This window comes from Primorskyibacter marinus (assembly GCF_003313245.1).
GTDB classification, from domain to species: Bacteria; Pseudomonadota; Alphaproteobacteria; order Rhodobacterales; family Rhodobacteraceae; genus Primorskyibacter; species Primorskyibacter marinus.
In genome coordinates, this window is the sequence record NZ_QJSD01000001.1 from 743,987 (window position 1) to 769,341 (window position 25,355).

General features: G+C 62.4%; 26 protein-coding genes. 16 read left to right on the plus strand and 10 right to left on the minus strand.

What is annotated here, in order from left to right; translation table 11 throughout:
* Positions 1–81: 81 nt before the first annotated feature.
* The gene (gene cimA / locus DMZ65_RS03565; protein WP_116597463.1) at positions 82–1,692 is read right to left on the minus strand and encodes a citramalate synthase; all 1,611 of its coding nucleotides are present in this window, start codon (positions 1,690–1,692) and stop codon (positions 82–84) included.
* 130 nt (positions 1,693–1,822) lie between these two features.
* Positions 1,823–3,214 carry a cysteine--tRNA ligase gene (gene cysS, locus DMZ65_RS03570; protein ID WP_116597464.1) on the minus strand — a complete coding sequence of 464 codons (1,392 nt, stop codon included), beginning with the start codon at positions 3,212–3,214 and terminating at the stop codon, positions 1,823–1,825.
* 418 nt (positions 3,215–3,632) lie between these two features.
* Between cysS and DMZ65_RS03580 the strand changes: the two genes are divergently transcribed.
* The 5 genes from DMZ65_RS03580 to DMZ65_RS03600 all read left to right on the plus strand — a co-directional run bounded on the left by DMZ65_RS03580 (position 3,633) and on the right by DMZ65_RS03600 (position 5,899).
* Positions 3,633–3,980, plus strand: coding sequence for an MmcQ/YjbR family DNA-binding protein (locus DMZ65_RS03580; RefSeq protein WP_116597615.1), 348 nt, complete (start codon positions 3,633–3,635; stop codon positions 3,978–3,980).
* A gap of 71 nt (positions 3,981–4,051) precedes the next feature.
* Complete coding sequence (locus tag DMZ65_RS03585; protein ID WP_116597466.1) at positions 4,052–4,879, plus strand: isocitrate lyase/PEP mutase family protein; 828 nt, start codon at positions 4,052–4,054, stop codon at positions 4,877–4,879.
* Positions 4,876–5,226, plus strand: a complete 351-nt coding sequence (locus tag DMZ65_RS03590; RefSeq protein ID WP_116597467.1) for a TfoX/Sxy family protein — start codon at positions 4,876–4,878, stop codon at positions 5,224–5,226. The genes DMZ65_RS03585 and DMZ65_RS03590 overlap by 4 nt, the downstream gene beginning before the upstream one ends.
* A gap of 83 nt (positions 5,227–5,309) precedes the next feature.
* The gene (locus DMZ65_RS03595) at positions 5,310–5,483 is read left to right on the plus strand and encodes a YqaE/Pmp3 family membrane protein (protein WP_084353512.1); all 174 of its coding nucleotides are present in this window, start codon (positions 5,310–5,312) and stop codon (positions 5,481–5,483) included.
* Positions 5,480–5,899, plus strand: a complete 420-nt coding sequence (locus DMZ65_RS03600; protein ID WP_438942695.1) for a DUF4112 domain-containing protein — start codon at positions 5,480–5,482, stop codon at positions 5,897–5,899. The genes DMZ65_RS03595 and DMZ65_RS03600 overlap by 4 nt, the downstream gene beginning before the upstream one ends.
* Before the next feature lie 86 nt (positions 5,900–5,985).
* Here the strand turns inward: DMZ65_RS03600 and ndk are convergent, their stop codons facing one another.
* The gene (gene ndk / locus DMZ65_RS03605; RefSeq protein ID WP_084353513.1) at positions 5,986–6,408 is read right to left on the minus strand and encodes a nucleoside-diphosphate kinase; all 423 of its coding nucleotides are present in this window, start codon (positions 6,406–6,408) and stop codon (positions 5,986–5,988) included.
* Between the two features lie 200 nt (positions 6,409–6,608).
* On the opposite strand from ndk, the gene DMZ65_RS03610 reads away from it, so the two are divergent.
* From DMZ65_RS03610 to DMZ65_RS03620, 3 genes are all read left to right on the plus strand, one after another.
* On the plus strand, positions 6,609–8,465 hold the full coding sequence (locus tag DMZ65_RS03610) for an ABC-F family ATP-binding cassette domain-containing protein (protein WP_116597617.1): 1,857 nt from the start codon (positions 6,609–6,611) through the stop codon (positions 8,463–8,465).
* 236 nt (positions 8,466–8,701) lie between these two features.
* Entirely contained in the window at positions 8,702–9,331 is a 630-nt protein-coding gene (locus tag DMZ65_RS03615) for a MarC family protein (protein ID WP_116597468.1), read from the plus strand.
* Positions 9,332–9,370: 39 nt separating this feature from the next.
* Positions 9,371–9,952: a retropepsin-like aspartic protease family protein gene (locus tag DMZ65_RS03620; protein WP_116597469.1), complete on the plus strand. Its 582-nt coding sequence runs from the start codon at positions 9,371–9,373 to the stop codon at positions 9,950–9,952.
* Between the two features lie 108 nt (positions 9,953–10,060).
* On the opposite strand, the gene DMZ65_RS03625 is transcribed toward DMZ65_RS03620, so the two are convergent.
* Positions 10,061–10,519 carry a DNA polymerase III subunit chi gene (locus DMZ65_RS03625; protein WP_116597470.1) on the minus strand — a complete coding sequence of 153 codons (459 nt, stop codon included), beginning with the start codon at positions 10,517–10,519 and terminating at the stop codon, positions 10,061–10,063.
* 66 nt (positions 10,520–10,585) lie between these two features.
* Positions 10,586–12,058, minus strand: coding sequence for a leucyl aminopeptidase (locus DMZ65_RS03630; RefSeq protein ID WP_116597471.1), 1,473 nt, complete (start codon positions 12,056–12,058; stop codon positions 10,586–10,588).
* Between the two features lie 145 nt (positions 12,059–12,203).
* Between DMZ65_RS03630 and lptF the strand changes: the two genes are divergently transcribed.
* Genes lptF through rsmA form a run of 7 tightly spaced genes read left to right on the plus strand, consistent with a single transcriptional unit; the run spans position 12,204 to position 19,737 of the window.
* Complete coding sequence (gene lptF / locus DMZ65_RS03635; RefSeq protein ID WP_116597472.1) at positions 12,204–13,334, plus strand: LPS export ABC transporter permease LptF; 1,131 nt, start codon at positions 12,204–12,206, stop codon at positions 13,332–13,334.
* Positions 13,331–14,425, plus strand: a complete 1,095-nt coding sequence (gene lptG / locus DMZ65_RS03640) for an LPS export ABC transporter permease LptG (RefSeq protein ID WP_116597473.1) — start codon at positions 13,331–13,333, stop codon at positions 14,423–14,425. Before lptF ends, lptG begins: the two co-directional genes overlap by 4 nt.
* Positions 14,422–16,563, plus strand: coding sequence for an LPS-assembly protein LptD (locus tag DMZ65_RS03645; protein WP_116597474.1), 2,142 nt, complete (start codon positions 14,422–14,424; stop codon positions 16,561–16,563). The genes lptG and DMZ65_RS03645 overlap by 4 nt, the downstream gene beginning before the upstream one ends.
* Positions 16,564–16,581: 18 nt before the next feature.
* Complete coding sequence (locus tag DMZ65_RS03650; RefSeq protein WP_116597475.1) at positions 16,582–17,799, plus strand: peptidylprolyl isomerase; 1,218 nt, start codon at positions 16,582–16,584, stop codon at positions 17,797–17,799.
* Positions 17,796–18,779 carry a 4-hydroxythreonine-4-phosphate dehydrogenase PdxA gene (gene pdxA / locus DMZ65_RS03655; protein ID WP_116597476.1) on the plus strand — a complete coding sequence of 328 codons (984 nt, stop codon included), beginning with the start codon at positions 17,796–17,798 and terminating at the stop codon, positions 18,777–18,779. Before DMZ65_RS03650 ends, pdxA begins: the two co-directional genes overlap by 4 nt.
* A complete protein-coding gene (locus DMZ65_RS19995) occupies positions 18,776–18,898 on the plus strand; it encodes a hypothetical protein (protein ID WP_269801530.1) in 123 nt (40 codons plus the stop codon). Before pdxA ends, DMZ65_RS19995 begins: the two co-directional genes overlap by 4 nt.
* Positions 18,895–19,737 carry a 16S rRNA (adenine(1518)-N(6)/adenine(1519)-N(6))-dimethyltransferase RsmA gene (rsmA, locus tag DMZ65_RS03660; RefSeq protein WP_116597477.1) on the plus strand — a complete coding sequence of 281 codons (843 nt, stop codon included), beginning with the start codon at positions 18,895–18,897 and terminating at the stop codon, positions 19,735–19,737. Before DMZ65_RS19995 ends, rsmA begins: the two co-directional genes overlap by 4 nt.
* A 163-nt stretch (positions 19,738–19,900) precedes the next feature.
* Here rsmA and DMZ65_RS03665 read toward each other — a convergent pair whose 3' ends face one another.
* The 5 genes from DMZ65_RS03665 to speB all read right to left on the minus strand — a co-directional run bounded on the left by DMZ65_RS03665 (position 19,901) and on the right by speB (position 24,289).
* Positions 19,901–20,617 (minus strand): DUF4167 domain-containing protein, encoded by a 717-nt coding sequence (locus DMZ65_RS03665; RefSeq protein WP_116597478.1) that lies wholly within the window; start codon positions 20,615–20,617, stop codon positions 19,901–19,903.
* Between the two features lie 223 nt (positions 20,618–20,840).
* A complete protein-coding gene (prmC, locus tag DMZ65_RS03670) occupies positions 20,841–21,671 on the minus strand; it encodes a peptide chain release factor N(5)-glutamine methyltransferase (protein WP_116597479.1) in 831 nt (276 codons plus the stop codon).
* Positions 21,668–22,717: a peptide chain release factor 1 gene (gene prfA / locus DMZ65_RS03675; protein WP_116597480.1), complete on the minus strand. Its 1,050-nt coding sequence runs from the start codon at positions 22,715–22,717 to the stop codon at positions 21,668–21,670. Before prfA ends, prmC begins: the two co-directional genes overlap by 4 nt.
* 116 nt (positions 22,718–22,833) lie before the next feature.
* Positions 22,834–23,241: a DUF1499 domain-containing protein gene (locus DMZ65_RS03680; protein ID WP_116597481.1), complete on the minus strand. Its 408-nt coding sequence runs from the start codon at positions 23,239–23,241 to the stop codon at positions 22,834–22,836.
* Between the two features lie 76 nt (positions 23,242–23,317).
* Positions 23,318–24,289: an agmatinase gene (gene speB, locus DMZ65_RS03685; protein ID WP_116597482.1), complete on the minus strand. Its 972-nt coding sequence runs from the start codon at positions 24,287–24,289 to the stop codon at positions 23,318–23,320.
* 180 nt (positions 24,290–24,469) lie between these two features.
* Between speB and mazG the strand changes: the two genes are divergently transcribed.
* On the plus strand, positions 24,470–25,288 hold the full coding sequence (mazG, locus tag DMZ65_RS03690; RefSeq protein WP_116597483.1) for a nucleoside triphosphate pyrophosphohydrolase: 819 nt from the start codon (positions 24,470–24,472) through the stop codon (positions 25,286–25,288).
* Positions 25,289–25,355: the final 67 nt, after the last annotated feature.

The following is a 25,355-nucleotide window of genomic DNA, read 5'->3' on the forward strand; positions in this document are numbered from 1 at the left end:
ACGACAGGAGACCGCCGCGCGGATCAGAAGTCGGACACGTTAGCGCCAGACATATAGCACCAGAAACCCCCTCACACATCGTCACACCGCATCCCGGATCAGCTTCCACCGCACCGCATCCAGCAATGCCTCGAACGAGGCGTCTACGATGTTTGCGCTGACCCCCACCGTGGACCAGCGCCGCCCCTGCCCGTCCTGACTGTCGATGATGACGCGCGTCACGGCCTCGGTGCCGCCCTGGGTGATGCGCACCTTGAAATCGACCAGCCCCATATCGGCCAGAACAGCCGAATACTGCCCCAGATCCTTGACCAGCGCCTGCCACAAAGCATTCACCGGACCGCGATCCATACCGCTGGCATCCATCGACTCGCTGACCGACTGGCGCTTTTCACCATCGACTTTCACGACCACCACAGCCTCGGACAGCGAGACCATCTTGTCATACTTGTTCTTGCGCCGCTCCACCGTCACCCGGTAGCGTTTGACCTCGAAAAATTCCGCCATCAGCCCCAGCTCGTCCCGCGCCAACAGCTCGAAACTGGCCTGCGCGGTGTCATAGGAATAGCCCTCGGATTCCCGCGCCTTGATCCGGTCAAGGATCCGCGCCAGTGCCGGATCACCAACAGCAACCTCCAGCCCCGCCTCTGCCAGACGCCGCCGCAGGTTCGACTGCCCCGCCTGGTTCGACATCGGGATCACCCGCCTGTTGCCGACCTCGCCGGGATCAATATGCTCATAGGTCGTGGGATCCTTGAGGATCGCGCTGGCGTGCAGCCCCGCCTTATGCGCAAAGGCCGAAGACCCAACATAGGGTGCCTGTTTCCACGGCACCCGGTTGAGGATATCGTCCAGCATCCGGCTGACCTTGGTCAAGCCTTCCAGCGCCTCAAGGCTGACCCCGGTCTGAAACCGGCTGGCATAGGGCTCTTTCAACAGCAGCGTCGGGATCAGCGAGGTCAGATTGGCATTGCCGCAGCGTTCGCCCAATCCGTTCAGCGTGCCCTGAATCTGCCTTGCCCCCGCCAGCACCGCCGCCAGAGACCCCGCCACGGCGTTTTCCGTATCATTATGGGTGTGAATGCCCAGACGCGCGCCGGGAATGCCCGCGGCAATCACCTCGCGCACGGCCCGTGCAATCTCATCCGGCAGCGTTCCGCCATTGGTATCGCACAGCACGATCCAGCGCGCGCCAGCCTTTAGCGCCGCGCGCAGGCAGTCCAGCGCATAAGCAGGGTCGGATTTGTACCCGTCAAAGAAATGCTCGGCGTCGAAAAGCGCCTCGCGCCCCTGCGACACCAGATGCGCGATCGAGGCGCGGATATTCTCGACATTCTCTTCCAGCGAGATGCCCAGCGCGGTGCGCACATGAAATTCGTGGCTCTTGCCCACCAGACAGACAGAGGGCGTGCCCGCATTCATCACCCCCGCCAATACCTCGTCATTGGCGGCAGAGCGTCCGGCCCGCTTGGTCATGCCAAAGGCCACCAACATGGCCCGCATCCCCGGCACCTCATCAAAAAACGCGCTGTCCGTGGGATTGGCCCCCGGCCAGCCCCCCTCGACATGGTCCAGCCCCAACCCATCCAACGCCGCCGCAATCCGCAACTTCTCGGCGGTCGAGAATTGCACCCCCTGCGTCTGCTGCCCATCGCGCAAGGTGGTGTCGTAGAGATAAAGGCGTTCGGTCATCTTACGCGCCCCTTGTGTGACAAAGGCAGCTTTGGATTGAGGGAACGGGCCGTCGGTGGCTGCCCTTGGTTTGCAAGATTAATTGCAGTCAACTTTGATTGTGCCTTTCCGTATACAAACAGCTCGACCACTACAGGGCCTCCAATTTCTTAGGATCGAAATCAGCCGTCTTTTCCCACGCCATGTTTCCCGCATGGGTATCCATCGGTTTCACTCCGGCGGACCGCAGGATGTCCCTAATTCTATCGGCCTCGGCAAAATCTTTACTTTGGCGCGCATCACGTCTTGCCAACATAAGCGCGATTATTTTGTCGTCATGGCTTTCTTGGATTGCAACCCAGCCCCCCAAATCCTGCCCTAAAAGGCCAAGCATACCCGCCCCGGCCTTCAGAGCCGGGGCCTCTTGGTTCGACGCCAAACGGTGCAGTTCAGCGATAGCACCAGCGGTGTTCAAGTCATCCGCAACCGCCGCCAACAAAGCTTCGGGAACTTCCCCAGCGACAGCGTCTTTGGTCAGCGCGCGCCATTTAGAAAGCGTTGCCTTCGCGTCGCTCGTCTTCTCTGCCGTCCAGTCCATCGGCTTGCGGTAATGCGTAGACAGCATGACAAAGCGGATCACCTCGCCCGGAATGCCTTGGTCCAGCAGGTCGCGGACGGTGAAGAAATTGCCCAGCGACTTGGACATCTTCTTGCCTTCGACCTGAAGCATTTCGTTATGCATCCAGACCTTCGCGAAATCGCCGGACGGGTGCGCGCAGCGGCTTTGCGCGATCTCGTTCTCGTGGTGCGGGAACATCAGGTCGTTGCCGCCGCCATGGATGTCGAAGCTCTCGCCCAGCAGTTCGAACGACATGGCGGAGCATTCGATATGCCAGCCCGGTCGCCCCCGGCCCCACGGGCTGTCCCAACCGGGCAGATCGTCCGAGGACGGCTTCCACAGCACGAAATCCATCGGGTTGCGCTTGTAGGGCGCGACCTCGACCCGCGCGCCCGCGATCATGTCATCGACCGTCCGGCCCGACAGCTTGCCGTATTCCGCATAGCTTTCGACAGCGAACAGCACATGCCCTTCCGCCTCATAGGCGTGGTCCATGGCGATCAGCCCCTCGATCATCGAAATCATCTGCGGAATGAAGTCGGTCGCGCGGGGCTCCTGATCGGGACGCAATGCGCCAAGCGCGTCCATGTCCTGATGATACCAGTCGATCGTCTCGTCCGAGCGTTGCTGGACCAGCTCTTCCAGCGTGCCCTCGGCTCCGGCCTCTTTGCGGGCCAACGCGGTGGCGTTTATCTTGTCATCCACATCGGTGAAATTGCGCACATAGGTGACGTGATCGTCGCCGTAGACATGCCGCAGCAGCCGGTTGAGGACATCGAAGACCAGCACGGGCCGCGCATTGCCCAGATGGGCGCGATCATAGACAGTAGGCCCGCAGACATACATGCGCACGTTGTCCGGATCGATGGGCGTGAACACCTCTTTCGAGCGTGTCCTGGTGTTGTAAAGCTTGATCGTCGTCATGTCATCCTCGCGCGCGGGTCCGCGGCGGGCTTAGCAACTTCGGATCATGGAGGAAACAGAAGAACGGCCCGCCGAGCGTGTCAGCCGGTGGTAATGTGTCCGCAAATACAGATCGCCGTTTTCATGGGATAGCCAATAGCCGAATGCCGCGCGGCGTGCAAAACAATTCGCATTCCGCAAGGCACCGGGTCCTTGCGGCCCGGTGCGGGTTTCGCCGGATCGGCCACCGCTGTCCATCATCCTTGCCCCGTCGCGAAAATCTTGATGACGCTGGTTTCGGCCGTTGTCTGACGCGTCAACCCGGTATCTCCCCCATCACAGGAATCGCGCCGTGCGGCAGAGCCGTTGGCTGTCTCGGCTGACATGCGCTGCTTTCGTTTGACTTGAGTGTTCAGAAATGCTGCCGCATGATCAGAACATGACACGCGAGATCGTCAACCGCATATGTGCCGCCCTGCCCGGTGCTGAGGTGTCCGACCCCTGGGGCGGCGGGCATAATGCGTGGAAAGTAGGTGGCAAGATGTTCGCCTGTATCGGTGCGATGGATCAGGGTGTGTCGGTCAAGACCGCCGATACCGACAGCGCGCAATTCCTGATCGAGATGGGCCGTGCCGAACGCGCGCCCTATTTCCACCGCTCTTGGGTGATGGTGCCCTGGGGGCTGGCGGAAGAGGATGAGTTGCGCGATCGGCTGACCACGTCCTACGATCTGATTCGTTCGAAACTGCCAAAGAAAGTTCAGGCGGCGCTGACTGACAAAGATTGACAGCACAACCGCCTCAAAGCCCACTTGCGGAGATTGCCAAAGCGACTTCCCCGAACCGAAAGGCCCCCGCCATGCGCCACGATCCCGGCCCCGCCTTCCGTGCCCTGCATGTGCCCGGTGATCCCTTCATTCTGGCCAACGCCTGGGACATCGGCAGCGCGCGCATGTTGGCCGCCATGGGTGCGCAAGCCATTGGCACTTCTTCGGCCGCACATGCCTTCACCCTGGGCAAGCCCGATGGGGGACAGATCAGCCGCGACGAGGCGCTGGCCCATGCGGCGGATCTGGTGTCGGCGACCAGCCTTCCGGTCTCGGGCGATTTCGAGAATGGCTTTGGCGATGCGCCCGAAGACTGCGCAGATACCGTGCGCCTGTCCGCCGAAGCGGGCCTTGCCGGCCTGTCGATAGAGGATGCTGCGCCGCCGGATGCCGCCGCCTATCCCGCTGATCTCGCAGCCGAACGTATCCGCGCGGCAAGTGCCGCCGCACGCGCCTTGCCGCGCGACATGGTACTGGTGGCCCGCGCCGACGGGGTGATGAACGGCCAATACGACTTGGACGAAGCCCTGCGCCGGATCGCCGCGTTCGAGGAAGCGGGTGCCGATTGCGTCTATATTCCACTACCACCCCGTTTTACCGACCTTGGACGGATCTGCGCCACAACGCGCCTGCCGGTAAACGCACTGGTCGCTGGGCCGTTCACTGCGCGGTCGCGGGCAGAGTTCGCGGCCGCAGGTGTTGCGCGCCTATCGCTTGGCTCCGCGCTTGCCCGCGCCACCCACCGCGTGATCCACAACGCCGCCGCCGAGATGTTCGGCAAAGGCAGTTTTGCCAGCCTTGGGCAAAGCATCGCGGGCCCCGAGGTTGACGCGTTGTTGACCAAGGGCGCGCACGGATGAGCACACCCGTGTCGTCAATTCGCAACCTTGGCCCAGCTGTGGAGGAGGCCTGCACGCGGGCGGGCATCCGGTCCGCTGAAGAACTGCGCGAACTCGGCGCGCATGAAGGATACCGCCGCATGCTACTTTGCGGAACACGCCCGCATTTCATCGGCTATTACGTCCTGCATATGGCGCTTCAGGGGCGCCCCTGGAACGATTGCAAGGGCAAGGAAAAAGAAACGCTGCGCACCCGGTTCGATCAACTCAAATCCGAAGTTTCGCACAGCACAGACAAAGGCCGGTCCACGCTGGAGGCCGCTCTGGACGCCATCGGAGTGATTGAGCGCCCCAAACGCCCGTCCTGACAGCGGCGGGTCACGACGGGAACAATCGGACGTGACGGCGCGTTCTTTTGGCAAGAGCAACACAGCCGAAAGGACCACCCATCATGGATTTTGTCCGCATCATCATCGCCATCATCCTGCCGCCACTGGGCGTCTTTTTGCAGGTCGGGATCGGCAAGCATTTCTGGATCAATATCCTGCTGACGATTCTCGGTTATATCCCCGGCATCGTGCATGCTGTCTGGGTTATCGCCAAGAAGGGTCCGACGACCGCATGAGTCATATGCCAGCGTCTCCATTGGCGGCAAAGGACCAGCGCGCTGCTGACAAGGCAGAGGCGATGGCCCACCGTATGGACAGCGCCTTTCGGGTTCCGCTGACGCCGATCCGTCTGGGCTGGGACAGCATCCTGGGGCTGATACCCGGCGTCGGAGACACGCTGACACTGGCCCCTGCCGTCTATATCATGCATCTCGCACATCGCAGCGGCGCGCCGAAACCCACGTTAACCCGTATGGCCATCAACTCGGGCGTGGACTGGTTGATCGGACTTGTCCCGCTATTGGGCGACGTGCTGGATGTGGGATACAAGTCCAACATCCGCAATGCAGCACTTTTGCGCGCACATGTGGAGGCGAAGCATGGCCCGGCCAGCGCCGACGCACCCCGCATGGCGCAGACCGACACGCTCTGAACCGTCAAAATAGGGTCATTGTCCGTGACAAACGAAAAGGGCCGCTCCTGTGGGGCGGCCCTTTCGGTAACTTATAACTACCGGCTTTAGCCGACCAGTTCGAGGCCCGAGAAGAAATATGCGATCTCGACAGCCGCTGTTTCCGGCGCGTCCGACCCGTGGACGGAGTTCTCGCCAACCGATTCAGCGAATTCAGCGCGCACAGTGCCCGCAGCCGCATCCGCCGGGTTGGTGGCACCCATCACTTCGCGGTTCTTCGCGATGGCGCCGTCACCTTCCAGCACCTGCACGACGACAGGCTCGGACGCCATGAATTCGCACAGCTCGTCGTAGAACGGACGTTCGGCATGGACAGCGTAGAACACGCCGGCCTGTTCTTTGGTCAGCTTGATGCGCTTCTGCGCGACGATGCGCAGCCCTGCTTCCTCGAACTTGGCGTTGATCTTGCCGGTCAGGTTCCGCTTGGTCGCGTCAGGTTTGATGATCGAAAGTGTGCGCTCTGTGGCCATGTGTCTTGCTCCTGTTCAAAGCCAAGGCAATACGCCCGGCCCTTGTAAATGCGCGGCTGCGATAGCACGCGTCCAAGCGGTTGGAAAGGGCGGCAATTGGGTGTGTCGTCACGTCCAATCCGCAACCTGTGGGCAGATTCCGGCGCATCAGGGTCAAGAATCGCGTCGCACCCGTCAAACGGCTCTGCTATGGGGCTGGGATGTTGAAGATTCAGGACATCACCTATTCGGCCGAAGGCCGCCCCCTGTTCGAGGGTGCCTCAGCGACGATACCCGACGGCCACAAGGTGGGTCTTGTCGGGGCCAACGGCGCGGGCAAAACCACGCTTTTCAAGCTCATCCGCGGCGAATTGGTGCTGGAGGGCGGCAGCCTTTCACTGCCCTCGCGCGCCCGCATCGGCGGTGTTGCACAAGAGGTTCCCGCTTCGGACACTTCACTGCTGGACACGGTGCTGGAGGCGGATACCGAACGCGCCAGCCTGATGGCCGCCGCAGAAACCGCCACTGACGGTACGAAAATCGCCGAAATCCAGACCCGACTTGCCGATATCGACGCCTGGAGCGCCGAAGCGCGCGCCGCGTCGATCCTCAAGGGTCTGGGCTTTGACGACGCCGAACAGCGTATGCCATGTTCGGATTTCTCGGGCGGCTGGCGGATGCGCGTGGCGCTGGCCGGCGTGCTGTTTGCACGGCCCGATCTGCTGCTTTTGGACGAGCCGACCAACTATCTTGACCTCGAAGGCGCGCTTTGGCTGGAAAGCTATCTGGCACGCTACCCGCATACGGTCATTATCATCTCGCATGATCGCGGATTGCTGAATCGCGCCGTCGGCAGCATCCTGCATCTCGAAGATCGCGGCCTGACCTTCTATCAAGGCCCCTACGATCAATTCGCCCGCCAACGGGCCGAACAGCGCGCGCAGGCCAGTGCCATTGCCAAGAAGCAGGCCGCCCGCGTCGCGCATCTGCAAAAATTCGTCGACCGGTTCCGCGCCAAGGCCTCCAAGGCCAAGCAGGCACAGGCCCGGTTGAAGATGATCGACAAGATCGACATGGTCACCCCGCCCGAGGAAGCCGCCCGTGCCGTGTTCACTTTCCCGCAGCCAAAGGAACTGTCGCCGCCGATCATCCGGATCGAGGATGGTGCCACCGGCTATGGCGGCCCGCCGGTTCTGTCACGCTTGAACCTGCGCATCGATCAGGATGACCGCATCGCGCTTCTGGGCAAAAACGGTCAGGGCAAATCGACCCTTGCGAAACTTTTGTCGGACCGCCTTGCCCTGACCGCAGGCACCGTCACACGGTCGTCAAAACTGCGCATCGGCTATTTCGCCCAGCATCAGGTGGACGAGCTTCACCTCGATGAAACACCCCTGCAACATCTGCGGTCCGCCCTGCCCGACCTGATGCCGCCCAAACTGCGCGCGCGTCTTGCAGGCTTCGGCCTTGGCGCGGATCAGGCCGAAACACCCGTGGCGCGGCTGTCGGGTGGACAAAAGGCGCGCCTGTCGCTGCTTCTCGCCACGCTCGACGCGCCGCATCTGCTGATCCTCGACGAACCGACCAACCACCTCGACATTGCCAGCCGCGAAGCCTTGGTCGAGGCGCTCACCGAGTATTCCGGCGCGGTGATCCTGGTCAGCCACGACATGCACCTGCTGTCGATGGTCGCCGACCGGCTCTGGCTTGTCTCGGAGGGCACGGTCAAACCCTACGAGGACGATCTCGACGCCTATCGCCGCCTGCTGCTGTCTGGCGACAAACCCGCCAAACCGGCAAAACCCGCAGCTTCAAAACCCAAACGCGCGCCGCGCGAGACCGTTCTGACCCTGCGCGCCGAGGTCCGCAAATGCGAAGAGCGGCTGGAGAAACTCCAGCAAATGCAGACCAAGCTGTCCGAAAAACTGGCCGATCCCAAACTCTACGAAGACCACATGGCCTCTGATCTTGCCGTCTGGAACGGAAAATTCGCAGAGGTGGAAAAGGCGCTCGCCCGCGCCGAATCCCTTTGGCTCGCCGCGCAAGAGAAACTCGAATCCACCAACCAGCGCGCCTGATCCTTCCTTCTTCTTGGCAAAAATACTCCGGGGAGCGCGAGGGGCTGGCCCCTCGCTCCGCCCTCAACCCGCCACGCCGCCCCCCCCCCCCGAACAGGCGCTGACAAAATACCGCTCTGGCAGCATGACCAAGGCGGCCCCGTGCATAGGCCGCATCTGAATGATCTGCACGCCGCCGGCATCCGCACTGTAAAACGCCACTTGCCTTCGACGCCGTCTCGTGATCGCAATACCCGATGGACAGCGCCTTTCTCATCACGGCCTTCGTCACGCTTTTCGTGGTCATCGACCCGATCGGGCTGACCCCGGTTTTCATTGCCCTGACCCAAGGCACCAACGCGCGCCACCGCCATGCCGTGGCGGTCCGGGCCTGCCTGACCGGCGCGATTCTGCTGACGCTCTTTGCGCTCTTTGGCGAGGCACTTCTCGGCTTTATCGGTATCTCCATGCCCGCCTTCCGGATTGCGGGCGGCATCCTGCTGTTTCTGACCGCACTCGACATGCTGTTCGAACGCCGCAACAAGCGCCGCGAAGGTCAGGTCAGCGACCCGGACGAAGAGCCGGACCACCCCGATCCGTCGGTCTTCCCCCTCGCGATCCCCCTTATCGCGGGGCCCGGTGCCATCGCCTCGATCATTCTTCTGGGCGGGCAGACCAGTGACATCGCGGGGTTTCTCACCGTGATCGGTGTGATGCTGGGCGTGGTCGCGATGGTCCTCGTGTTGTTCCTCAGCGCGGGCTTTCTGGAACGCGCGCTTGGCAAAACCGGCATCACCGTCGTGACCCGATTGCTTGGTATGCTTTTGGCCGCGCTTTCCGTGCAATTCGTGCTGGACGGGTTGCGCGCCTTCGGGCTGGGCCAGTAGCCTCTGTCATTCGGCGCTGCGCGCCCCTATATAGCCGGCATGTCCGATCTCAGCTATGGCAACCTTTTCTACCTATTGCTCCTCGGCGGGGTGCTCGTGTTCTGGTTCTTCATCCAGAACCGCGAGAATCTTGGCCGCAAGGTCCAGCAATTAGCCGCCTGGGGGCTGATCTTTCTGGGCACCATTGCGGCGATCGGCTTATGGGACGACATCCGCCAAACCGCGCTGCCCAGCCAGATGGTCTATGCAAGCGAGGGCCGGATAGAGCTGCCTCGCGCGCCCGATGGTCATTACTACATGATGTTGGAAATCAACGGCGCGCCGATCCGCTTCATGGTGGATACCGGGGCCAGCGGCATGGTGCTGACCCGACAGGACGCCAACCGCGCCGGGATAGATGCAGCCGGTCTGCCCTATTTCAGTCAGGCCATGACCGCCAATGGTCCGGTGCAGACCGCCCCGGTCCGTCTGGCCACGGTGCGCTTGGGCGAGATCACCGATACCGGCTTTCCGGCTTTCGTCAACAGTGGCGAGATGGGGCAATCACTGGTCGGGATGAGCTATCTGCAACGCTTCGACAAGCTGGAAATCAGCCGCGGCCAAATGGTGCTGGAGCGTTAAACAATGGCTGCGCAGCTTTTCATGCCCTGTGTCATGGGCAGAAATGCCAAGTCATCCATTACAGAAACTTCGCCTTCTAAGATATTTTAATAAAATACTTTTTCGGCTTCACCTTTCTGCCTTCTTTTCCCAACGGCCGCTTTCCTCGGACCAGTATTGCGCCTGACATCCAGCCTCGGTCAGCACCTTCCACTGCGTCCGAGCAGCCGCCATGGCGTTGTTGTCATTGCCATCGAACAGGATGCAGACCCGTTCCAGTGCGACAACCTCTTGCGGTGTGACCGACGCTCCGTCGATGGCCATGACACATTGCGGATCGTTTGGCACCGTCGCTTGCGTGGTCAGCAAAACCGGCTGCGCGGCATCATGCGGGCCGCCCTCCACCCCATGCGGCAAGAAATCCTCTTCTCGGCCCAGCCAGAGTTTCTGGTCCAGCCAGTCAAGCCGTTCTGTCTCGCACCCCCGAACCGCCACGCGCCAGCCCATGGACAAGGCGCGCGTCAACAGCAGGGGAAGCGCCACTTCAAGTGGGCGCTGCGTCAGGTGGTAGAAATAGGCCGCCCCCATCACAGCAGATCCGGTTGACGGAGACTGCAATACGGCGATGCCAAAGACACGCGCAAGATCATGTGTTCAGCCTTTCTCAAACCGGTCGGCCACCAGCCGGTTCAACGCCAACACGCCCCAGCCCGTCGCCCCCTTTGGCGACAGTGGCAAATCGCGCGAGACATGCGCCACGCCCGCAATATCAAGGTGCACCCATGGCACGCCGTCCTGAACAAAACGCCGCAGGAATTGCGCGGCGGTGATGGAACCAGCCGCCCGCCCGCCACTGTTCTTGACATCTGCCACGGTGCTTTTCATCAGGTCGTCATAGGCCTGCCCCATCGGCATCCGCCAGGCACCTTCTGCTTCGGCCCCCGCGGCTTTGAGGAAACCATCCGCCAGATCATCATCGTTGGAGAATACCGCTGCATTTTCGTGGCCCAGGGCTACGATGCAGGCCCCGGTCAGCGTCGCCAGATCGACCATCGCGGCGGGTTTGAAGCGGGTTTGCGCGTACCACATCACATCACACAGCACGAGCCGCCCTTCGGCATCGGTGTTGATGACCTCAACGGTGTCGCCCTTCATGGATGTTATAACATCACCCGGCCGAACGGCATCGCCGGCCGGCATGTTCTCGATCAACCCGACCAGTCCGACGACATTGGCGCGCGCGCCACGACGGGCCAATGCATGCAGGGTGCCGGCAACGGTGCCCGCGCCCCCCATATCCATTGTCATGCTTTCCATGCCAAGCGAGGGCTTCAACGAGATGCCGCCCGTATCAAACACCACGCCCTTGCCAATCAAAGCCAGTGGCGCGCTGTCGTCACCCGCCCCGTTCCAGCGCATCACCACAACCTTGGACGGGCTGGACGATCCACGCCCCACGCAGAGAAGCGCGCCCATGCCAAGCTCTTGCAATGCGTCTTCTTCCAGCACCTCGACCTCGACGCCAAGATCGCGCAAGCCCTCAAGCCGGGTCGCAAACTCCGTCGTGGTCAGCACATTCGCAGGCTCGGACACCAGATCGCGGGTCAGAAAGACGCCCTCGGCCAGCGGCGACAGGGACTGCCAGGCAGACTGCGCTGCGTCCGGCTCATTGCCCATGATCGACAGCGCGCCACGGGTCTTGTCATCGGCGGTCTTGTGATCGGTAAAGGCGTAACCGCGCAGCGCGAAACCCAATGCCAATTCCGCCACACGTCGTGTTACATCGGCCAGCACCAGCGTCTCAGCCCCCCCAGCCGCACGCGCCAGCGCCGCGCCGCCCTTCCGCGCCGTGTCGACATCCGGGCGGCGCGGCAGCCGCAGAATATCCACAGCTTCGGCGGCCAGGCCGACGGGAAAGCCAAGGCTCAGAACTTGCCCGTCCTTCAGCTTGGCGAAGCGGTCGCTGGCAACCGCCCGCGCCACAGCACCACGCGTCAAACGGTTCACCCGGCGGGCAGCTTGGCCCAGCCGCCCGCCTTCCGGCACGACAACTGCAATCCGGCCCGGTGCCTCTTCGATAGCGGGCAGATCGGTGGCGTGGAAACTGACGGAAACGGGTGTGGTCATGATGGCTCTCCTGCGATGCGGCGGCATGAAACCGCGCTTTGGCCCAACACCTAGCAGCCGACCCGCGTGGTTGACCAGATAGGAGTTTTCCCCCGCCGGGCTTTGGGCTAGGGTCTGTCGGCAACGATAGGTCGGGGGGCAAGGCTTGGGCAGATTCGACAGATATATACTGTCGCAACTTATGGTGCTGTTCGGTTTTTTCGCCCTGGTGCTGGTCTCGGTCTACTGGGTGAACCGGGCCGTGATTCTTTTCGACCGGCTGATCGCAGACGGCCATTCTGCCGGCATTTTCCTTGAGTTTACAGCCCTTTCCCTTCCAAACGTCATCCGAATGGTCCTGCCTATGGCGGCCTTTGCGGCGGCTGTCTACGTCACCAACCGGCTAAGCGCGGATTCCGAACTGACAGTGGTTCAGGCCACCGGATACAGCCCCTGGCGGCTGGCGCGCCCGGTGTTGATGTTCGGGCTGGTGATCGCACTCATGATGTCCACGCTGACGCATTTTCTGGTCCCCGCCTCCCTGGGGCAACTGCGCGAACGCGAGACCGAGATTTCCGGAAGCGTCTCGGCCCGGCTCCTGCGCGAAGGTGTCTTCCTGCATCCGGTATCAGACGTCACCTTCTACATCCGCGAGATTTCTGTCGATGGCGAGTTGAGCGACGTCTACCTGTCGGATCGCCGCCAGCCTGATCGCAGCGTGACCTATACTGCCGAGCGCGCCTATATTCTGCGCGATGATGCAGGCCCCAAACTGGTGATGGTCAGTGGCCTTGCGCAAACGATGACATATAAGACGCGGCGACTTTCAACCACGAATTTCAAGGATTTTTCCTATGATATCAGCGCCCTGATCGCGCAAGCAGGAACACCCACGCCGCGCGTCAAACATATGTCGACGATTGATCTTCTGACCCGGACATCCGAAATGGCCACGCTTGCGAAAGACACCAATGGCGAGGTTCTTGAAGAGGCGCATGGCCGCATTCAACAGGCGTTGCTATGCGTGGTGGCGGCGCTGATCGGGTTCTCGACGCTGTTGATCGGCGGGTTCAGCCGTTTCGGTGTGACCCGTCAGATCGTGCTGGCGATCTTCCTGCTGGTGCTGGTCAAACTGGCCGAAAGCGCGGTGACGGATCCGGTGCGCGAAAACGCAGCGCTATGGCCGCTGATCTATGTGCCGTCGCTTGTCGGCTTCGCGCTGGCCGGGGGGTTGCTTTATTCTGCTGCCCGCCCCTTCAAGCGGCGGCGCAGAGCTATCCCAGAGGTGCCGGCATGATCCTGCATTACTATTTTGCGCGGCGCTTTTTGTGGATGGTCGTTTCGGTTACGGGCGTGTTCTTCGCGTTCCTGATGCTGCTTGATCTGGTTGAGCAGATGCGCCTGTTCGATGCCTCGGTCAGTTTTGGCGAGGTGCTGGTCCTGACTTTGCTGAACACGCCACAATCCCTGTACCAGATCCTGCCGTTGATCCTGATCCTTGCCACGATTGCACTGTTTCTGTCGCTTGCGCGCTCGTCAGAGCTGGTGGCGGCGCGGGCGGCGGGGCGATCCGGGTTGGCCGCGCTGATCGCGCCGGTGGCGGTGACGGCCGTGTTGGGCGGGCTGGCTGTTGCGATGGCAAACCCGTTCGTTGCCGCTACATCAAAGCGCTATGACGCGCTGAAGGAAACCTATCGGTCCGGCGGCACCTCTACACTTTCGATCGGGGCGGACGGGCTGTGGTTGCGACAAGGCGATCTGCGCGGGCAAACCGTCATCCGTGCCGCGCGCGCCAATCCTCAGGCAACGGTCCTGTATGATGTCAGCTTTGTCGCCTATGCGCCGGAAGGCGGGCCGGTCCGGCGGATCGAGGCGGAAACCGCCCGTCTGGTTGCCGGTGAATGGGTGTTGTCCAACGCCAAGGCCTGGCCCCTTCTCGCCGGGCTGAACTCTGAAGAAGCGGCGCAGGAGCATGAAACAATGCGGGTGGCCTCCACCCTGACACAAGAGAGTATCCGTGACAGTTTTGGCACCCCTTCCGCGATTGCGGTCTGGGATCTTCCGACATTTATCACCCAGCTTGAAGAGGCCGGATTCAGCGCGCGCCGCCATCAGGTCTGGCTCCAGATGGAGCTTGCCCGACCCCTGTTCCTGATCGCGATGGTGCTGGTCGGGGCCGCATTCACCATGCGTCATGCGCGCCTTGGCGGCACCGGCATCGCTGTACTGGCGGCGATCCTGTTGGGCTTTGGGCTTTACTACATCCGCAATTTCGCGCAGATCCTCGGAGAGAATGGCCAGCTTGCCCCGGCACTGGCGGCCTGGATCCCGCCCATCGCTTCGGTGCTGCTGGCGATGGGATTGATCCTGCATATGGAGGATGGATGACGCGCCCGCCCCTGCCCTTTGCCGCCCGGCTGTTCCTGTCCTTCTGGCTGTCCTTTGGCGCAGCCTTGCCCGCATTGGCGCAGACCAATGATGCCGCGATGCTGGTCGCGGACGAGGTGTTGATCGCGGGCGAAGATCAGTTGATTGCCCGCGGCAATGTCGAGGCGATGTATCAAGGCAGTCGGCTGACCGCGACGCGCATCACCTATGACCGCGACACCGACACGCTCCAGCTGGACGGGCCGGTACGATTGACCGATCCGCAGGGCAACCTTCTGCTGGCCGATAGCGGATCGCTGGACACGACCTTCGAGAACGGGTTGCTGCGCGGCGCGCGCATGGTGCTGGATGAACAGTTGCAACTCGCCTCGGTCGAGGCCCGCCGGGTGGAGGGGCGCTACACCCAGCTTGCCCGCGTTGCCGTGACCTCTTGTCAGGTCTGCGGTGCCAATCAGGTGCCGCTGTGGCAAATCCGGGCCTCGCGCATCGTGCATGACGAAGAGGAAAAACAGCTTTACTTCGACAATGCGCAGTTTCGGATACTGGATGTTCCGGTGTTCTACGCGCCCCGCCTGCGCCTGCCCGACCCGACGCTGAAACGTGCCGCCGGCATCCTGATCCCGTCGATCCGGTCCAGCACCTTGCTGGGCTTCGGCATCAAGGTGCCGTATTTCATCCCCATCGGCGATCATCAGGATGTGACGTTGACGCCCTACCTGTCGCCGGTGACGCGGACGCTGGAGGCGCGGTATCGTCGTGCGTTCCGCAATGGCGATCTGACGGTGAACGCCGCCGTCACGAGCGATACGCTGGACGAAGGCCCACGGCGTGGCTACCTGTTTGCCGAAGGTGCCTTCGATCTTGGCCGCGACTACAAGCTGAGCTTCGATATCGAGATGACCTCGGATGACGCCTATCTCAACGATTACGACTATGCCAGCAAGGACCGGCTGGACAGCGAGTTGACCATCACCCGCACCAAGGCACAGCGTTATTTCGAGATCGGCATCACGCATTATCAATCGCTGGTCGATGGCGAGGACAACGCCACCCAACCAACCATCCTTACCGACGCGATCTATGAACAGCGGCTGTTTCCGGCCGCACTTGGCGGCGAGTTGCGGATGGGGCTGACGGCACATGGTCATTTCCGCTATTCGGACGATGACATTGTCGGGCGCGACGTCAGCCGCCTGAATGCCGGTCTTAGCTGGCGGCGGCGCTGGACCCTGCCCGGCGGTGTGCGGGCAGGTGTGCTGGGTCAGGTTTGGGGCGACGCGTTCAGCATCAGTCAGGACAGCACCAGCGACAACAATGTGGCACAATTAACCCCCGCCGCTGCGGTGGAATTGCGCTGGCCACTGGTCCGCAGCGCCGCCAACGGCGCACGCGACGTGATCGAACCGATCGTTCAGTTCGGCTGGACCGGCGGCGACCGCCCCGACATCCCCAACGACGAATCCACCCGCGTGGAGTTTGACGAAGGCAACCTGCTTGCCCTGTCCCGCTTTCCGGCCCCCGACCGGCGTGAACGCGGCTACACGACCGTTTACGGGTTGCGCTGGATGCGCGACAATCCATCGGGCTGGAGCGCCGGGCTGACGCTGGGCCGCGTGACCCGCGACGAGGCGGATGACGCTTTTTCAAGGTCTTCCGGCCTGCGCGGCACGGAAAGCGACTGGCTGGTCGCCGGACATTTCGCCACACGGTCTGGCCTGAATGTGACGGCGCGCGGGCTTTTGGACGGGGACGCACGGTTTTCAAAAGCAGCGGCGCGGGCTGGCTGGACCAACAGTCGGCTGGATCTGGGGGCATCCTACGTCCTGCTGGTCACCGATGCCGCCGAAAACCGCCCCGAAGCACTGTCGGAATGGTCCTTTGACGGCAGCTACCGATTCAACCAATATTGGACCGGTCTGGCCGACTGGCGCTATGATCTGGCTTCCAGCAACCTCGCGAAGGCCGGTCTTGGCCTGAGCTACACCAATGAATGCGTCGAGGTGGGCTTTTCGGTCTCGCGGAAGTTTGCCTCTTCCTCTAACCTTGAGCCATCAACAGATTTTGGCCTGACCGTCGCGCTGAAAGGCTTCAGCACTGGCGGCAGCGCCAAGGACTACCGCCGGTCCTGCGGCGACTGACTTGGGATGAAATGACATATGCGCTTGCTGAGCTACATCACCGCCACTCTGGCCCTTTGCATCACCGTTCTGACCCTGCCCGCGCCTGCGCGCGCGCAGTTCTCCCCGGTGATCCTGGTCAATGACAGCGCCATTTCCGGCTACGAGCTGGACCAGCGCACGCGAATGCTGACCTTGCTGAACGCACCTGGCAACCCGACGACGCTGGCGCGCGAGCAGTTGATCGACGACCGCCTTCGGGTCGAGGCCGCGTCTGCCGCAGGCATCCGCCCGACCGACGAGGAAATCACCGAAGGGATGACGGAATTTGCGGGTCGCGCCAATCTGAGCCGCGAAGAATTCACGGCTGCACTGGCCGGAAGCGGTGTCGATGAGCAGACATTCCGCGCCTTCGTCCAGGCCGGGCTGGCCTGGCGTCAGTTAGTGCAGGCGCGGTTCGGATCACGCTCGGCCGCATCCGAGGGTGAAATTGACCGCGCGCTGTCTTCCAGCAGAACCGGCGGCGGCGTGCGCGTTCTTATCTCCGAACTCATCATGCCTGCCCCGCCGCAACAGGCCGCGGCCGTGCGCGAACGCGCCAACCGCATTTCGCAGATCCGATCGACCGATGCGTTTTCAGCCGAGGCGCGGCGCTATTCCGCGACGGCCAGCCGTGGGCGCGGTGGACGTCTTGACTGGCAGAACCTGTCCGATCTGCCCCCCCAGCTGCAACCGCTGATCCTGGCGCTTGCTCCGGGTGAGGTGACGGACCCGCTGCCGATCCCCAATGCCGTCGCGCTGTTCCAACTGCGCGCCATTGAAGAGACCGGCTATAAAGCTCCGGAATATGCCGCAATCGAGTATGCCGCCTATTACATCCCCGGCGGACGGACAGAGGCCGCGCTGGCCGCCGCCCGCAACATCCAGACGCGCGTGGACACTTGTGACGACCTTTATGGTGTCGCAAAGGGGCAGCCTGCGGAAGTGCTGGACCGGGGCAGCCTGCCCCCTGCCGAAATTCCGACCGATATTGCCGTGGAACTGATGAAGCTGGATGCGGGCGAGGTATCCACCGCATTGACGCGGTCAAACGGTCAAACGCTGGTGTTTCTGATGCTTTGCGGTCGCACGCCGGTGCTGACCGAAGAGGTCAACCGCGAACAGCTGACAATGGGCCTGCGCAACCAACGGCTGAACTCTTACGCCAATGGCTATCTCGCGCAGCTTCGCGCCGAGGCGCGCATCCGCACCCGATGACCGTGTTGCAGAGCGATGCCCCCATTGCGCTGACCTGCGGCGAACCGGCGGGGATTGGTCCGGAACTGGCCGTGGCGGCGCGCGCGCGGCTTGGCGGATCGGTGCCGTTTTTCCTGCTGGGCGACCCACGCCACCTGCCGGACAGTGCTGACATCGTAGAGATCGCGCATCCGTCAGAGGCACCGGCCGCGATGGCACGCGGCTTGCCGGTACTGCCCCACGACTTCGGCAGCCCTCGCGTTCCGGGCGCACCTCAGCCCGATCACGCCGCACATGTGATCGCGGTGATCGAGCGGGCAGTCTCGTTGGTGCAAAACGGGGCCGCATCCGCGATCTGTACGCTTCCCATTCACAAACAGGCGCTGGCCGAGGGTGCCGGTTTTGCCTTTCCCGGACATACCGAATTCCTGGGCCATCTGGCCGGCGTGGATGAGGTGGTGATGATGCTGGCCTCGGATCAGCTGCGCGTGGTGCCCATCACGATCCATATCGCGCTGGACGCGGTGGCACGGGCGCTGACGCCTGCCCTGCTGGAAACACGGCTGCGGATCACCCATGCGGCAATGATCGACCAGTTCGGCATTCCCGCGCCGCGCATTGCCGTGGCCGGGCTGAACCCGCATGCAGGCGAAGGCGGACGGATGGGGCGTGAAGAGATTGACGTGATCGCCCCGGTGCTGGAGCGTTTGCGCGCGGAAGGCATGGATCTGAGCGGCCCGATGTCGGCGGATACGATGTTTCACGCAGCCGCCAGAACGGGCTATGACGTGGCCGTGGCGATGTATCACGATCAGGCGCTGATCCCGATCAAGACGCTGGATTTTGATCGCGGCGTGAATGTGACGCTGGGGCTGCCATTCGTGCGCACCTCGCCGGACCACGGCACCGCCTTTGATATCGCCGGAACGGGCACGGCCAATCCGACCTCGACCGTGGAGGCGTTGCGTCTGGCCGCACGGCTTGCAGGGGGTGCGGGATGAGTGCGCACACCCGTCCGATGGTGCGCCCTGTCGGACGTTCAGGAGCCTCCGGCGGGAGTATTTTTGCCAAGAAGAATTGGCAGGGTGTCCATTCGTTGGCCGTGGGTGACGGGCTGTGAGCGCGATTGACGGTTTGCCGCCGCTGCGCGCGGTGATTGCCGAACATGGCTTGAGCGCGCGTAAATCGCTGGGCCAGAATTTCTTGCTGGATCTGAACCTGACATCCAAGATCGCGCGGCAGGCGGGCGATCTGACGGGTTGTGACCTGTTGGAGATTGGACCCGGACCGGGCGGCCTGACGCGCGGGTTGCTGGCGGAAGGCGCGCGCAAGGTGCTGGCAATCGAGAAGGATGCGCGCTGCCTGCCGGCCTTGGCCGAAATCGCCGCCGCCTATCCCGGTCGGCTGGAGGTGGTCGAGGGCGATGCGTTGCAGATTGATCCCTTGCAACATCTGACCCCACCCATCCGCATCGCCGCGAACCTGCCCTATAATGTGGGAACGGAATTGTTGGTGCGCTGGCTGACACCGCGTGACTGGCCGCCCTTCTGGCAAAGTCTGACGCTGATGTTCCAGCGCGAAGTGGCCGAGAGGATCGTGGCCGCGCCCGGATCGAAGGCCTACGGCCGCTTGGCGTTGCTGGCCCAGTGGCGCGCGGATGCGCGGATCGCCATGAGCCTGCCACCTGAAGCCTTCACGCCCGCGCCCAAGGTGTCCTCGGCCGTGGTGCATCTGACCGCCCTGCCCGCGCCGCGCTACCCTGCCGATCCAAAGGTGCTGGAGCATGTCGTGGCGCGCGCCTTCAACCAGCGTCGCAAGATGCTGCGGGCCGCGCTGAAGGGTGTCGCACCGGATATGGAGGACAGGTTGCTGGCGGCGGGGATCAAACCGACGGACCGCGCCGAGCAGGTGCCGCTCGAAGCGTTCTGCGCCCTGGCAAGAGCGGTCGCTGAGAGATAGATTTGAGGTAATGGTTGGCGCACGCGTCCTGCGGAAGTGCGCAAGCGGCAAACCATGTTCTTCCGGACCCTTCACGCATACCGACAGCAAGCTTTAGCGTAAATGCAAGAAAGGCACCCGATAAGGGCGCCTTTTTTCAGTGGGTTGCCAAGGTTTGCCGAGACTATTCCGCGGCGTCTTTCGACGTATCCACACCCGGCGCGGCACTGCTGTCAGACGCTGCCTGGCCAGCATCGGAGGCCTTCGATTCTGCGCTTTCGGCGGACTTTTTCGGGGCAGGCTTCTTGCGCGGTTTGCGCACCGGTTTGGGTTTGGGCTCTGCCTGGGCTTCGGCGTCCTGATCGGCCTGGGGTTTCGCCTTGGTCCTTGATTTGGACTTTGCTTCGGGCTGGGGAGCGGCGTTCTCGGGCGTATCGACCAGATTGTTGCCGTCCCCATCATCGCTCAGATCCAGCACATCCGGCTGATCGGTCTTGGACGGATCAGCTTTGGGCTGTTGATGAGGCTGCGGTTGTTGGTCCTGACGCGGCCCGTCGTTCTGGGAAGCCGCCTCGCGTTCGGCACGCTCGCGGTCGCGCTGCGCCTGACGCTCGCGGTTCTCGCGTTCCTGCTGTTCTCGGCGGGTATCCTGTTCCCGCTGCGCTTCGCTCAGCATGCGCATGTAGTGTTCCGCATGCTGCTGAAAATTCTCGGCTGCGACCCGGTCGTTGCCCAGCTGCGCGTCACGGGCAAGCTGATTATACTTGTCAATGATCTGCTGAGGGGTGCCACGCACCTTACCCTCGGGACCCGAGCTGTCGAATACACGGTTGACGACGTTGCCAACGGTGGAACGGTTGCGGTTCGATTTCGACCGCGATCTTGATTTGGAAGATCTCATATGTCTCTTGATCCAGCCTTGGTTCTGACTGCTGTGTGACCCGGTGGCGCCTCATGCGCTCAACTTAAGGACGGGCCCCATCGATTTCCGGCTTGGCGTCGGCGGCGAGAGCGTAAGCGTTCAGCCATCCCGACTGCTACCGCAATAATCATGTCATCGGCTTCCAGACAAGCAAAAAACACGCGATCAGTAGCAGTTTCGGAAAAATTTGCCACAAAATGACTTAATTGCCGCGGCAAGATACCACGCGCGGCCTGCCATCCATGTCGGGATGCACGGTGACATGCCGAAGTCCGCAACTGCGAAAAATCTCTGCAACGGCAGGGCCCTGCTGCCAGCCGATCTCTACCAGCAAGCGTCCACCGGGGGTCAGGTGATCCGCCGCACGGGTTGCGATCACACGGTAAGGGGCCAGCCCGTCCCCACCGGGGGTGAGCGCGATTTCCGGGTCGTGATTGCGCACCTCGGGTGAGAGATCTGGCATCTCATCGGCAGCGATATAGGGCGGGTTGGACACGATCAAATCGAATCGTCCGCTGATCCCGTCAAACCAATCGGCTGCCAGCAGCGTCAGCCGGTTCTGGACCCCGTGGCTCGTCGCATTTTGCGCCGCGACTTCCAGTGCCTTGGCGCTGACATCACTGGCCACGGCCCGCGCGTCCGGCCATTCGGCCAGCAGGGTGATGGCAAGGATGCCGGAGCCAGCCCCGAGATCCAGAAGTGATGAACTTCGCTCTGTAAGCGATTGCTCTATCAAGGTTTCCGTTTCGGGGCGCGGGTCAAGAACATCCTCGGTGACGGCGAAACTGCGCCCCCAGAACAGACGTGCGCCAAGGATTTTGGACACGGGTCGCCGTGCGCAGCGTTCGGCCAGCATCCGGTCCAGCCCTGCCATCGCCGTGTCGGGGAATTCGTCTCGGGCCAACAATGTCAGGCGCGATGCTTCAACGCGCATCGCGCCGGAAACCAAAGCCCGCGCATCACGCGGCGCGCCGTCTATTCCGGCGGAATGCAGCCTGCGCGTGGCTTGCGCCAGCACCTCACCGACCGTCACGCGCCCATCTCGGCCAGGGCCGCCGCTTGCGCGTCGGCGGTCAGCGCGTCGATCACCTCGTCCAGATCGCCCTGCATCACCTGATCCAGCTTATAAAGGGTCAGGTTGATACGGTGATCGGTCATGCGGCCTTGTGGAAAATTGTAGGTGCGGATGCGTTCGGACCGGTCGCCCGACCCGACCTGAGCCTTGCGATCGGCAGAACGTTCGCTGTCCACTTTCTGACGTTCCAGATCAAACAAACGTGTGCGCAGCACCTGCATGGCAATCTCGCGGTTGCGGTGCTGGGACTTCTCGGAACTTGTGACCACGGTGTTGGTGGGCAGGTGCGTGATACGCACCGCCGAATCGGTGGTGTTGACGTGCTGCCCGCCTGCCCCGGAGCTGCGCATCGTGTCGATCCGCAGATCGTTGGGATCAATGCGGATATCGACCTCTTCAGCCTCTGGCAGAACGGCGACCGTGGCGGCGGATGTGTGAATGCGTCCACCCGATTCCGTCGCAGGCACGCGCTGCACCCGGTGCACGCCGCTTTCGTATTTCAGCCGGGCAAAGACGTTCTGGCCGGAGATCCGGGCGGTCAATTCGCGGATGCCGCCAAGCTCTGTCTGCTGCTCTTCAAGGATTTCCAGCTTCCAGCCATGGCTTTCGGAATAGCGCTGATACATGCGCAGCAGATCGCCCGCGAAAAGGGCGGCCTCTTCCCCGCCGGTTCCGGGCCGGATTTCCAGCACCGCAGGGCGCGCATCGGCCGCATCCTTGGGCAAAAGCGCCAGTTGCAAAGCGTGCTCTGCCTCTGGCAATGCGGCACGCAGGGCTGGCAGTTCTTCCTCGGCCAGTTCCTTCATGTCGGGATCGGACAGCATCTCTTCGGCCTCGGCCATGTCCGCCTGAAGGCGCTCATAGGCGCGGATTTGTTCGACAACGGGGCGGAGTTCGGCATATTCGCGGCCCAATGCGGCAATATCGCCGCCACCCTGGGCCATCTTGGCCTCCAGGAACTCGAACCGTTCGGATATTTGGGCTAGTCTGTCTGCGGGAACCATGCCGGTGCATGTCCTCTATTGCGCGGGTTTGGTCAAGTCCCTGCCCTGCCTGTCGCTGCGCAGATGCGACGGTTTTACGAGGCTGCACAGCCCGGCCCATGCACTGGCACATGGCCTCAGGTCCGGCTCAGCGCCTGAAACCAGTTATCCACGCGTGCGGCATTCACCCCAAAATCCGCCTTGCCAAAGCGCAACCGGGCGAAGATGAGGATATGCCCATCCGCCAGTTGAACGGTCGTATAATCCGGGAACCCAAATCCGGCAGAGCGGGTGACATAGGTGATGTGCCCCTCTGCAACCGATCCGGCCAATACCTTGGTACGCGGGGTGGCACGGGCGATCGCGTCCAATCTGCCCAGCGTTTCCGCATCGCCGGGTATGACGCGCCGCGCGCCGCCCGTCAGGGTTTCGTCCGCCTCAAAGCCAAGCGGTACATGCCAACGCGCAGCATCGCTTGGTGCCACACGAATATAGACCATCAGGGCAACTATCAGACCAAGGACAATCAGCGCGGCGGTTTTCATTTATTTCTCCAATGCGGAGGGCGCAGATAAGTCGCCGCAGCAACGTCTTCAAGTGGTGGTGCCCGATCCCGCGGTGCTATCCGACCATTCCCAACCGCGTCCAGCCGATAAGACAAAGGATCTCCATCGCGACATGCGCCCCCGCCACGGCGGTGATGCCTGTAGGATCAAAGGGCGGCGAGACCTCCACCACATCGCCGCCGATAATCGGCACCCCAGCCATTGCACGCAGGATCGCGGCGGCCTGCGCGGAACTCAGCCCGCCCCAGACCGGCGTGCCGGTGCCGGGTGCGAAGGCCGGGTCCAGCCCGTCAATGTCAAAGCTGAGATAGGCGGGCGTCTCGCCCACGATCTCGCGGATGCGGTCCACCACGGCCTGCGCGCCGATCCGGTGAACCTCTGGCGCGTCGATGATGTGCAGGCCCATCGTGTCGGGATTTGTGGTGCGAATGCCGATCTGGACAGAGCGCGCCGGATCAATCAGCCCCAGCTTCACGGCCTTGTAGACAAAGGTGCCGTGGTCGATCCGGTCCATATCATCATCGACCCAGCTGTCGGAATGGGCATCGAACTGCACAAGCGCCAGCGGCCCGTGTTTCGCCACATGCGCCTTCAAGAGCGGCAGCGTGATGAAATGATCTCCGCCCAGTGTCAGCATGGCCGCGCCAGAGGCAATGATCTTGGCGGCATGTGCTTCCAGCGTCGCGGGAAACTCGGACGTCTTGGCGTAGTCAAAGGCCAGATCGCCGGTATCCACCACCGTCATGTCGCTTAGCGGATCGAAGCCCCAGCCATAGGGCGGATCGTAAGGTTGCAGCAGGCTCGCCTCGCGGATTGCGCGCGGACCAAGCCGAGTACCGGGACGGTTGGTCACAGCCTGGTCAAAAGGCACGCCCGTCACCGCGACGTCAACGCCGGTCAGATCCTTGGTATAGCGCCTGCGCAGGAAGGATGGCGCACCGCCAAAGGTGTTTTCATAGCTTAAGCCCCGTGCGTCATCGCGTGTGAAAGCGTGGTCGATCTGGGTCTTTGCGTCTTCAAGCGCCATTTGGTCCCCTTGGTTGTTCAGTCATTCCTCACCGCGATCCTGACCCTGCGGTCAGGCTGACAACGCATCGTCGTCATCACCAGCCGATCCGTTCACCGGGACGGTCTGCGACAGGCATGGGTGGACTTCGCACGGCGCTGTTGTCAGGTTGCATCTGACGCGAAACCATGGATCTACGCAATGCCCGAAGACAGTCTGATTACCGACCCGAATGGCGGCATGCCGCGCCTGCGCGAAATCATGCGCCGCTTGCGCGACCCGCAAACCGGATGCCCCTGGGACATCGAACAGACATTCGCCACCATCGCCCCCTACACGATCGAAGAGGCCTACGAGGTCGCCGACGCCATCGAACGCGAGGCCTGGGACGAGTTGAAAGGCGAATTGGGCGATCTGCTGTTTCAATCGGTGTTCCATTCGCAAATGGCCGAAGAGGCCGGGATGTTCACCTTCGAGGACGTGGCCGACACCATGTCCGACAAGATGGTGGCCCGGCATCCGCATGTCTTTGGTGATGAATCGAACGCGAAAAGCGCGCACCAGCAAACCATCGATTGGGAGCAAACAAAAGCCGCCGAACGCGCCGCCAAGGCCCAGACCGGCGCGCTGGAGGGCGTGGCAGTGGGCCTGCCTGCATTGCTGCGCGCGGTGAAGCTGCAAAAGCGCGCGGCGCGGGTGGGGTTCGACTGGCCCGAAACCGAACAGGTGCTGGACAAGATCGCCGAGGAATGCGCCGAACTGCGCGAGGCGCATGCCTCTGGTGACAAGGCCCATACCGAAGAAGAGCTGGGCGATTTGCTGTTTGTCATGGCCAATCTGGCGCGCCATCTGGACATTGATCCAGAGGCGGCGTTGCGCGGTGCCAACGCCAAGTTCACACGTCGCTTCAAGGGGATAGAGAACGCCCTGAAAGCGGCAGGCAAGAGCCCGGAGGAGTCTGATCTGGCAGAGATGGACGCCCTTTGGGACGCGGAAAAGCGCCGCGAACGTCAACCCTGACAAAAATGTTCGGGTATTATATTGACCAAGTAAAACGCTCGGAATAGACAGGTCGCAGAAAACGTGA

Coding starts and splice junctions, on each gene's coding strand:
- cimA (WP_116597463.1), bottom strand. CDS start 1,692: ATGACCGAACGCCTTTATCTCTACGACACCACCTTGCGCGATGGGCAG.
- cysS (WP_116597464.1), bottom strand. CDS start 3,214: ATGACGACGATCAAGCTTTACAACACCAGGACACGCTCGAAAGAGGTG.
- DMZ65_RS03580 (WP_116597615.1), top strand. CDS start 3,633: ATGACACGCGAGATCGTCAACCGCATATGTGCCGCCCTGCCCGGTGCT.
- DMZ65_RS03585 (WP_116597466.1), top strand. CDS start 4,052: ATGCGCCACGATCCCGGCCCCGCCTTCCGTGCCCTGCATGTGCCCGGT.
- DMZ65_RS03590 (WP_116597467.1), top strand. CDS start 4,876: ATGAGCACACCCGTGTCGTCAATTCGCAACCTTGGCCCAGCTGTGGAG.
- DMZ65_RS03595 (WP_084353512.1), top strand. CDS start 5,310: ATGGATTTTGTCCGCATCATCATCGCCATCATCCTGCCGCCACTGGGC.
- DMZ65_RS03600 (WP_438942695.1), top strand. CDS start 5,480: ATGAGTCATATGCCAGCGTCTCCATTGGCGGCAAAGGACCAGCGCGCT.
- ndk (WP_084353513.1), bottom strand. CDS start 6,408: ATGGCCACAGAGCGCACACTTTCGATCATCAAACCTGACGCGACCAAG.
- DMZ65_RS03610 (WP_116597617.1), top strand. CDS start 6,609: ATGTTGAAGATTCAGGACATCACCTATTCGGCCGAAGGCCGCCCCCTG.
- DMZ65_RS03615 (WP_116597468.1), top strand. CDS start 8,702: ATGGACAGCGCCTTTCTCATCACGGCCTTCGTCACGCTTTTCGTGGTC.
- DMZ65_RS03620 (WP_116597469.1), top strand. CDS start 9,371: ATGTCCGATCTCAGCTATGGCAACCTTTTCTACCTATTGCTCCTCGGC.
- DMZ65_RS03625 (WP_116597470.1), bottom strand. CDS start 10,519: ATGGGGGCGGCCTATTTCTACCACCTGACGCAGCGCCCACTTGAAGTG.
- DMZ65_RS03630 (WP_116597471.1), bottom strand. CDS start 12,058: ATGACCACACCCGTTTCCGTCAGTTTCCACGCCACCGATCTGCCCGCT.
- lptG (WP_116597473.1), top strand. CDS start 13,331: ATGATCCTGCATTACTATTTTGCGCGGCGCTTTTTGTGGATGGTCGTT.
- DMZ65_RS03645 (WP_116597474.1), top strand. CDS start 14,422: ATGACGCGCCCGCCCCTGCCCTTTGCCGCCCGGCTGTTCCTGTCCTTC.
- DMZ65_RS03650 (WP_116597475.1), top strand. CDS start 16,582: ATGCGCTTGCTGAGCTACATCACCGCCACTCTGGCCCTTTGCATCACC.
- pdxA (WP_116597476.1), top strand. CDS start 17,796: ATGACCGTGTTGCAGAGCGATGCCCCCATTGCGCTGACCTGCGGCGAA.
- DMZ65_RS19995 (WP_269801530.1), top strand. CDS start 18,776: ATGAGTGCGCACACCCGTCCGATGGTGCGCCCTGTCGGACGTTCAGGA.
- DMZ65_RS03665 (WP_116597478.1), bottom strand. CDS start 20,617: ATGAGATCTTCCAAATCAAGATCGCGGTCGAAATCGAACCGCAACCGT.
- prfA (WP_116597480.1), bottom strand. CDS start 22,717: ATGGTTCCCGCAGACAGACTAGCCCAAATATCCGAACGGTTCGAGTTC.
- DMZ65_RS03680 (WP_116597481.1), bottom strand. CDS start 23,241: ATGAAAACCGCCGCGCTGATTGTCCTTGGTCTGATAGTTGCCCTGATG.
- speB (WP_116597482.1), bottom strand. CDS start 24,289: ATGGCGCTTGAAGACGCAAAGACCCAGATCGACCACGCTTTCACACGC.
- mazG (WP_116597483.1), top strand. CDS start 24,470: ATGCCCGAAGACAGTCTGATTACCGACCCGAATGGCGGCATGCCGCGC.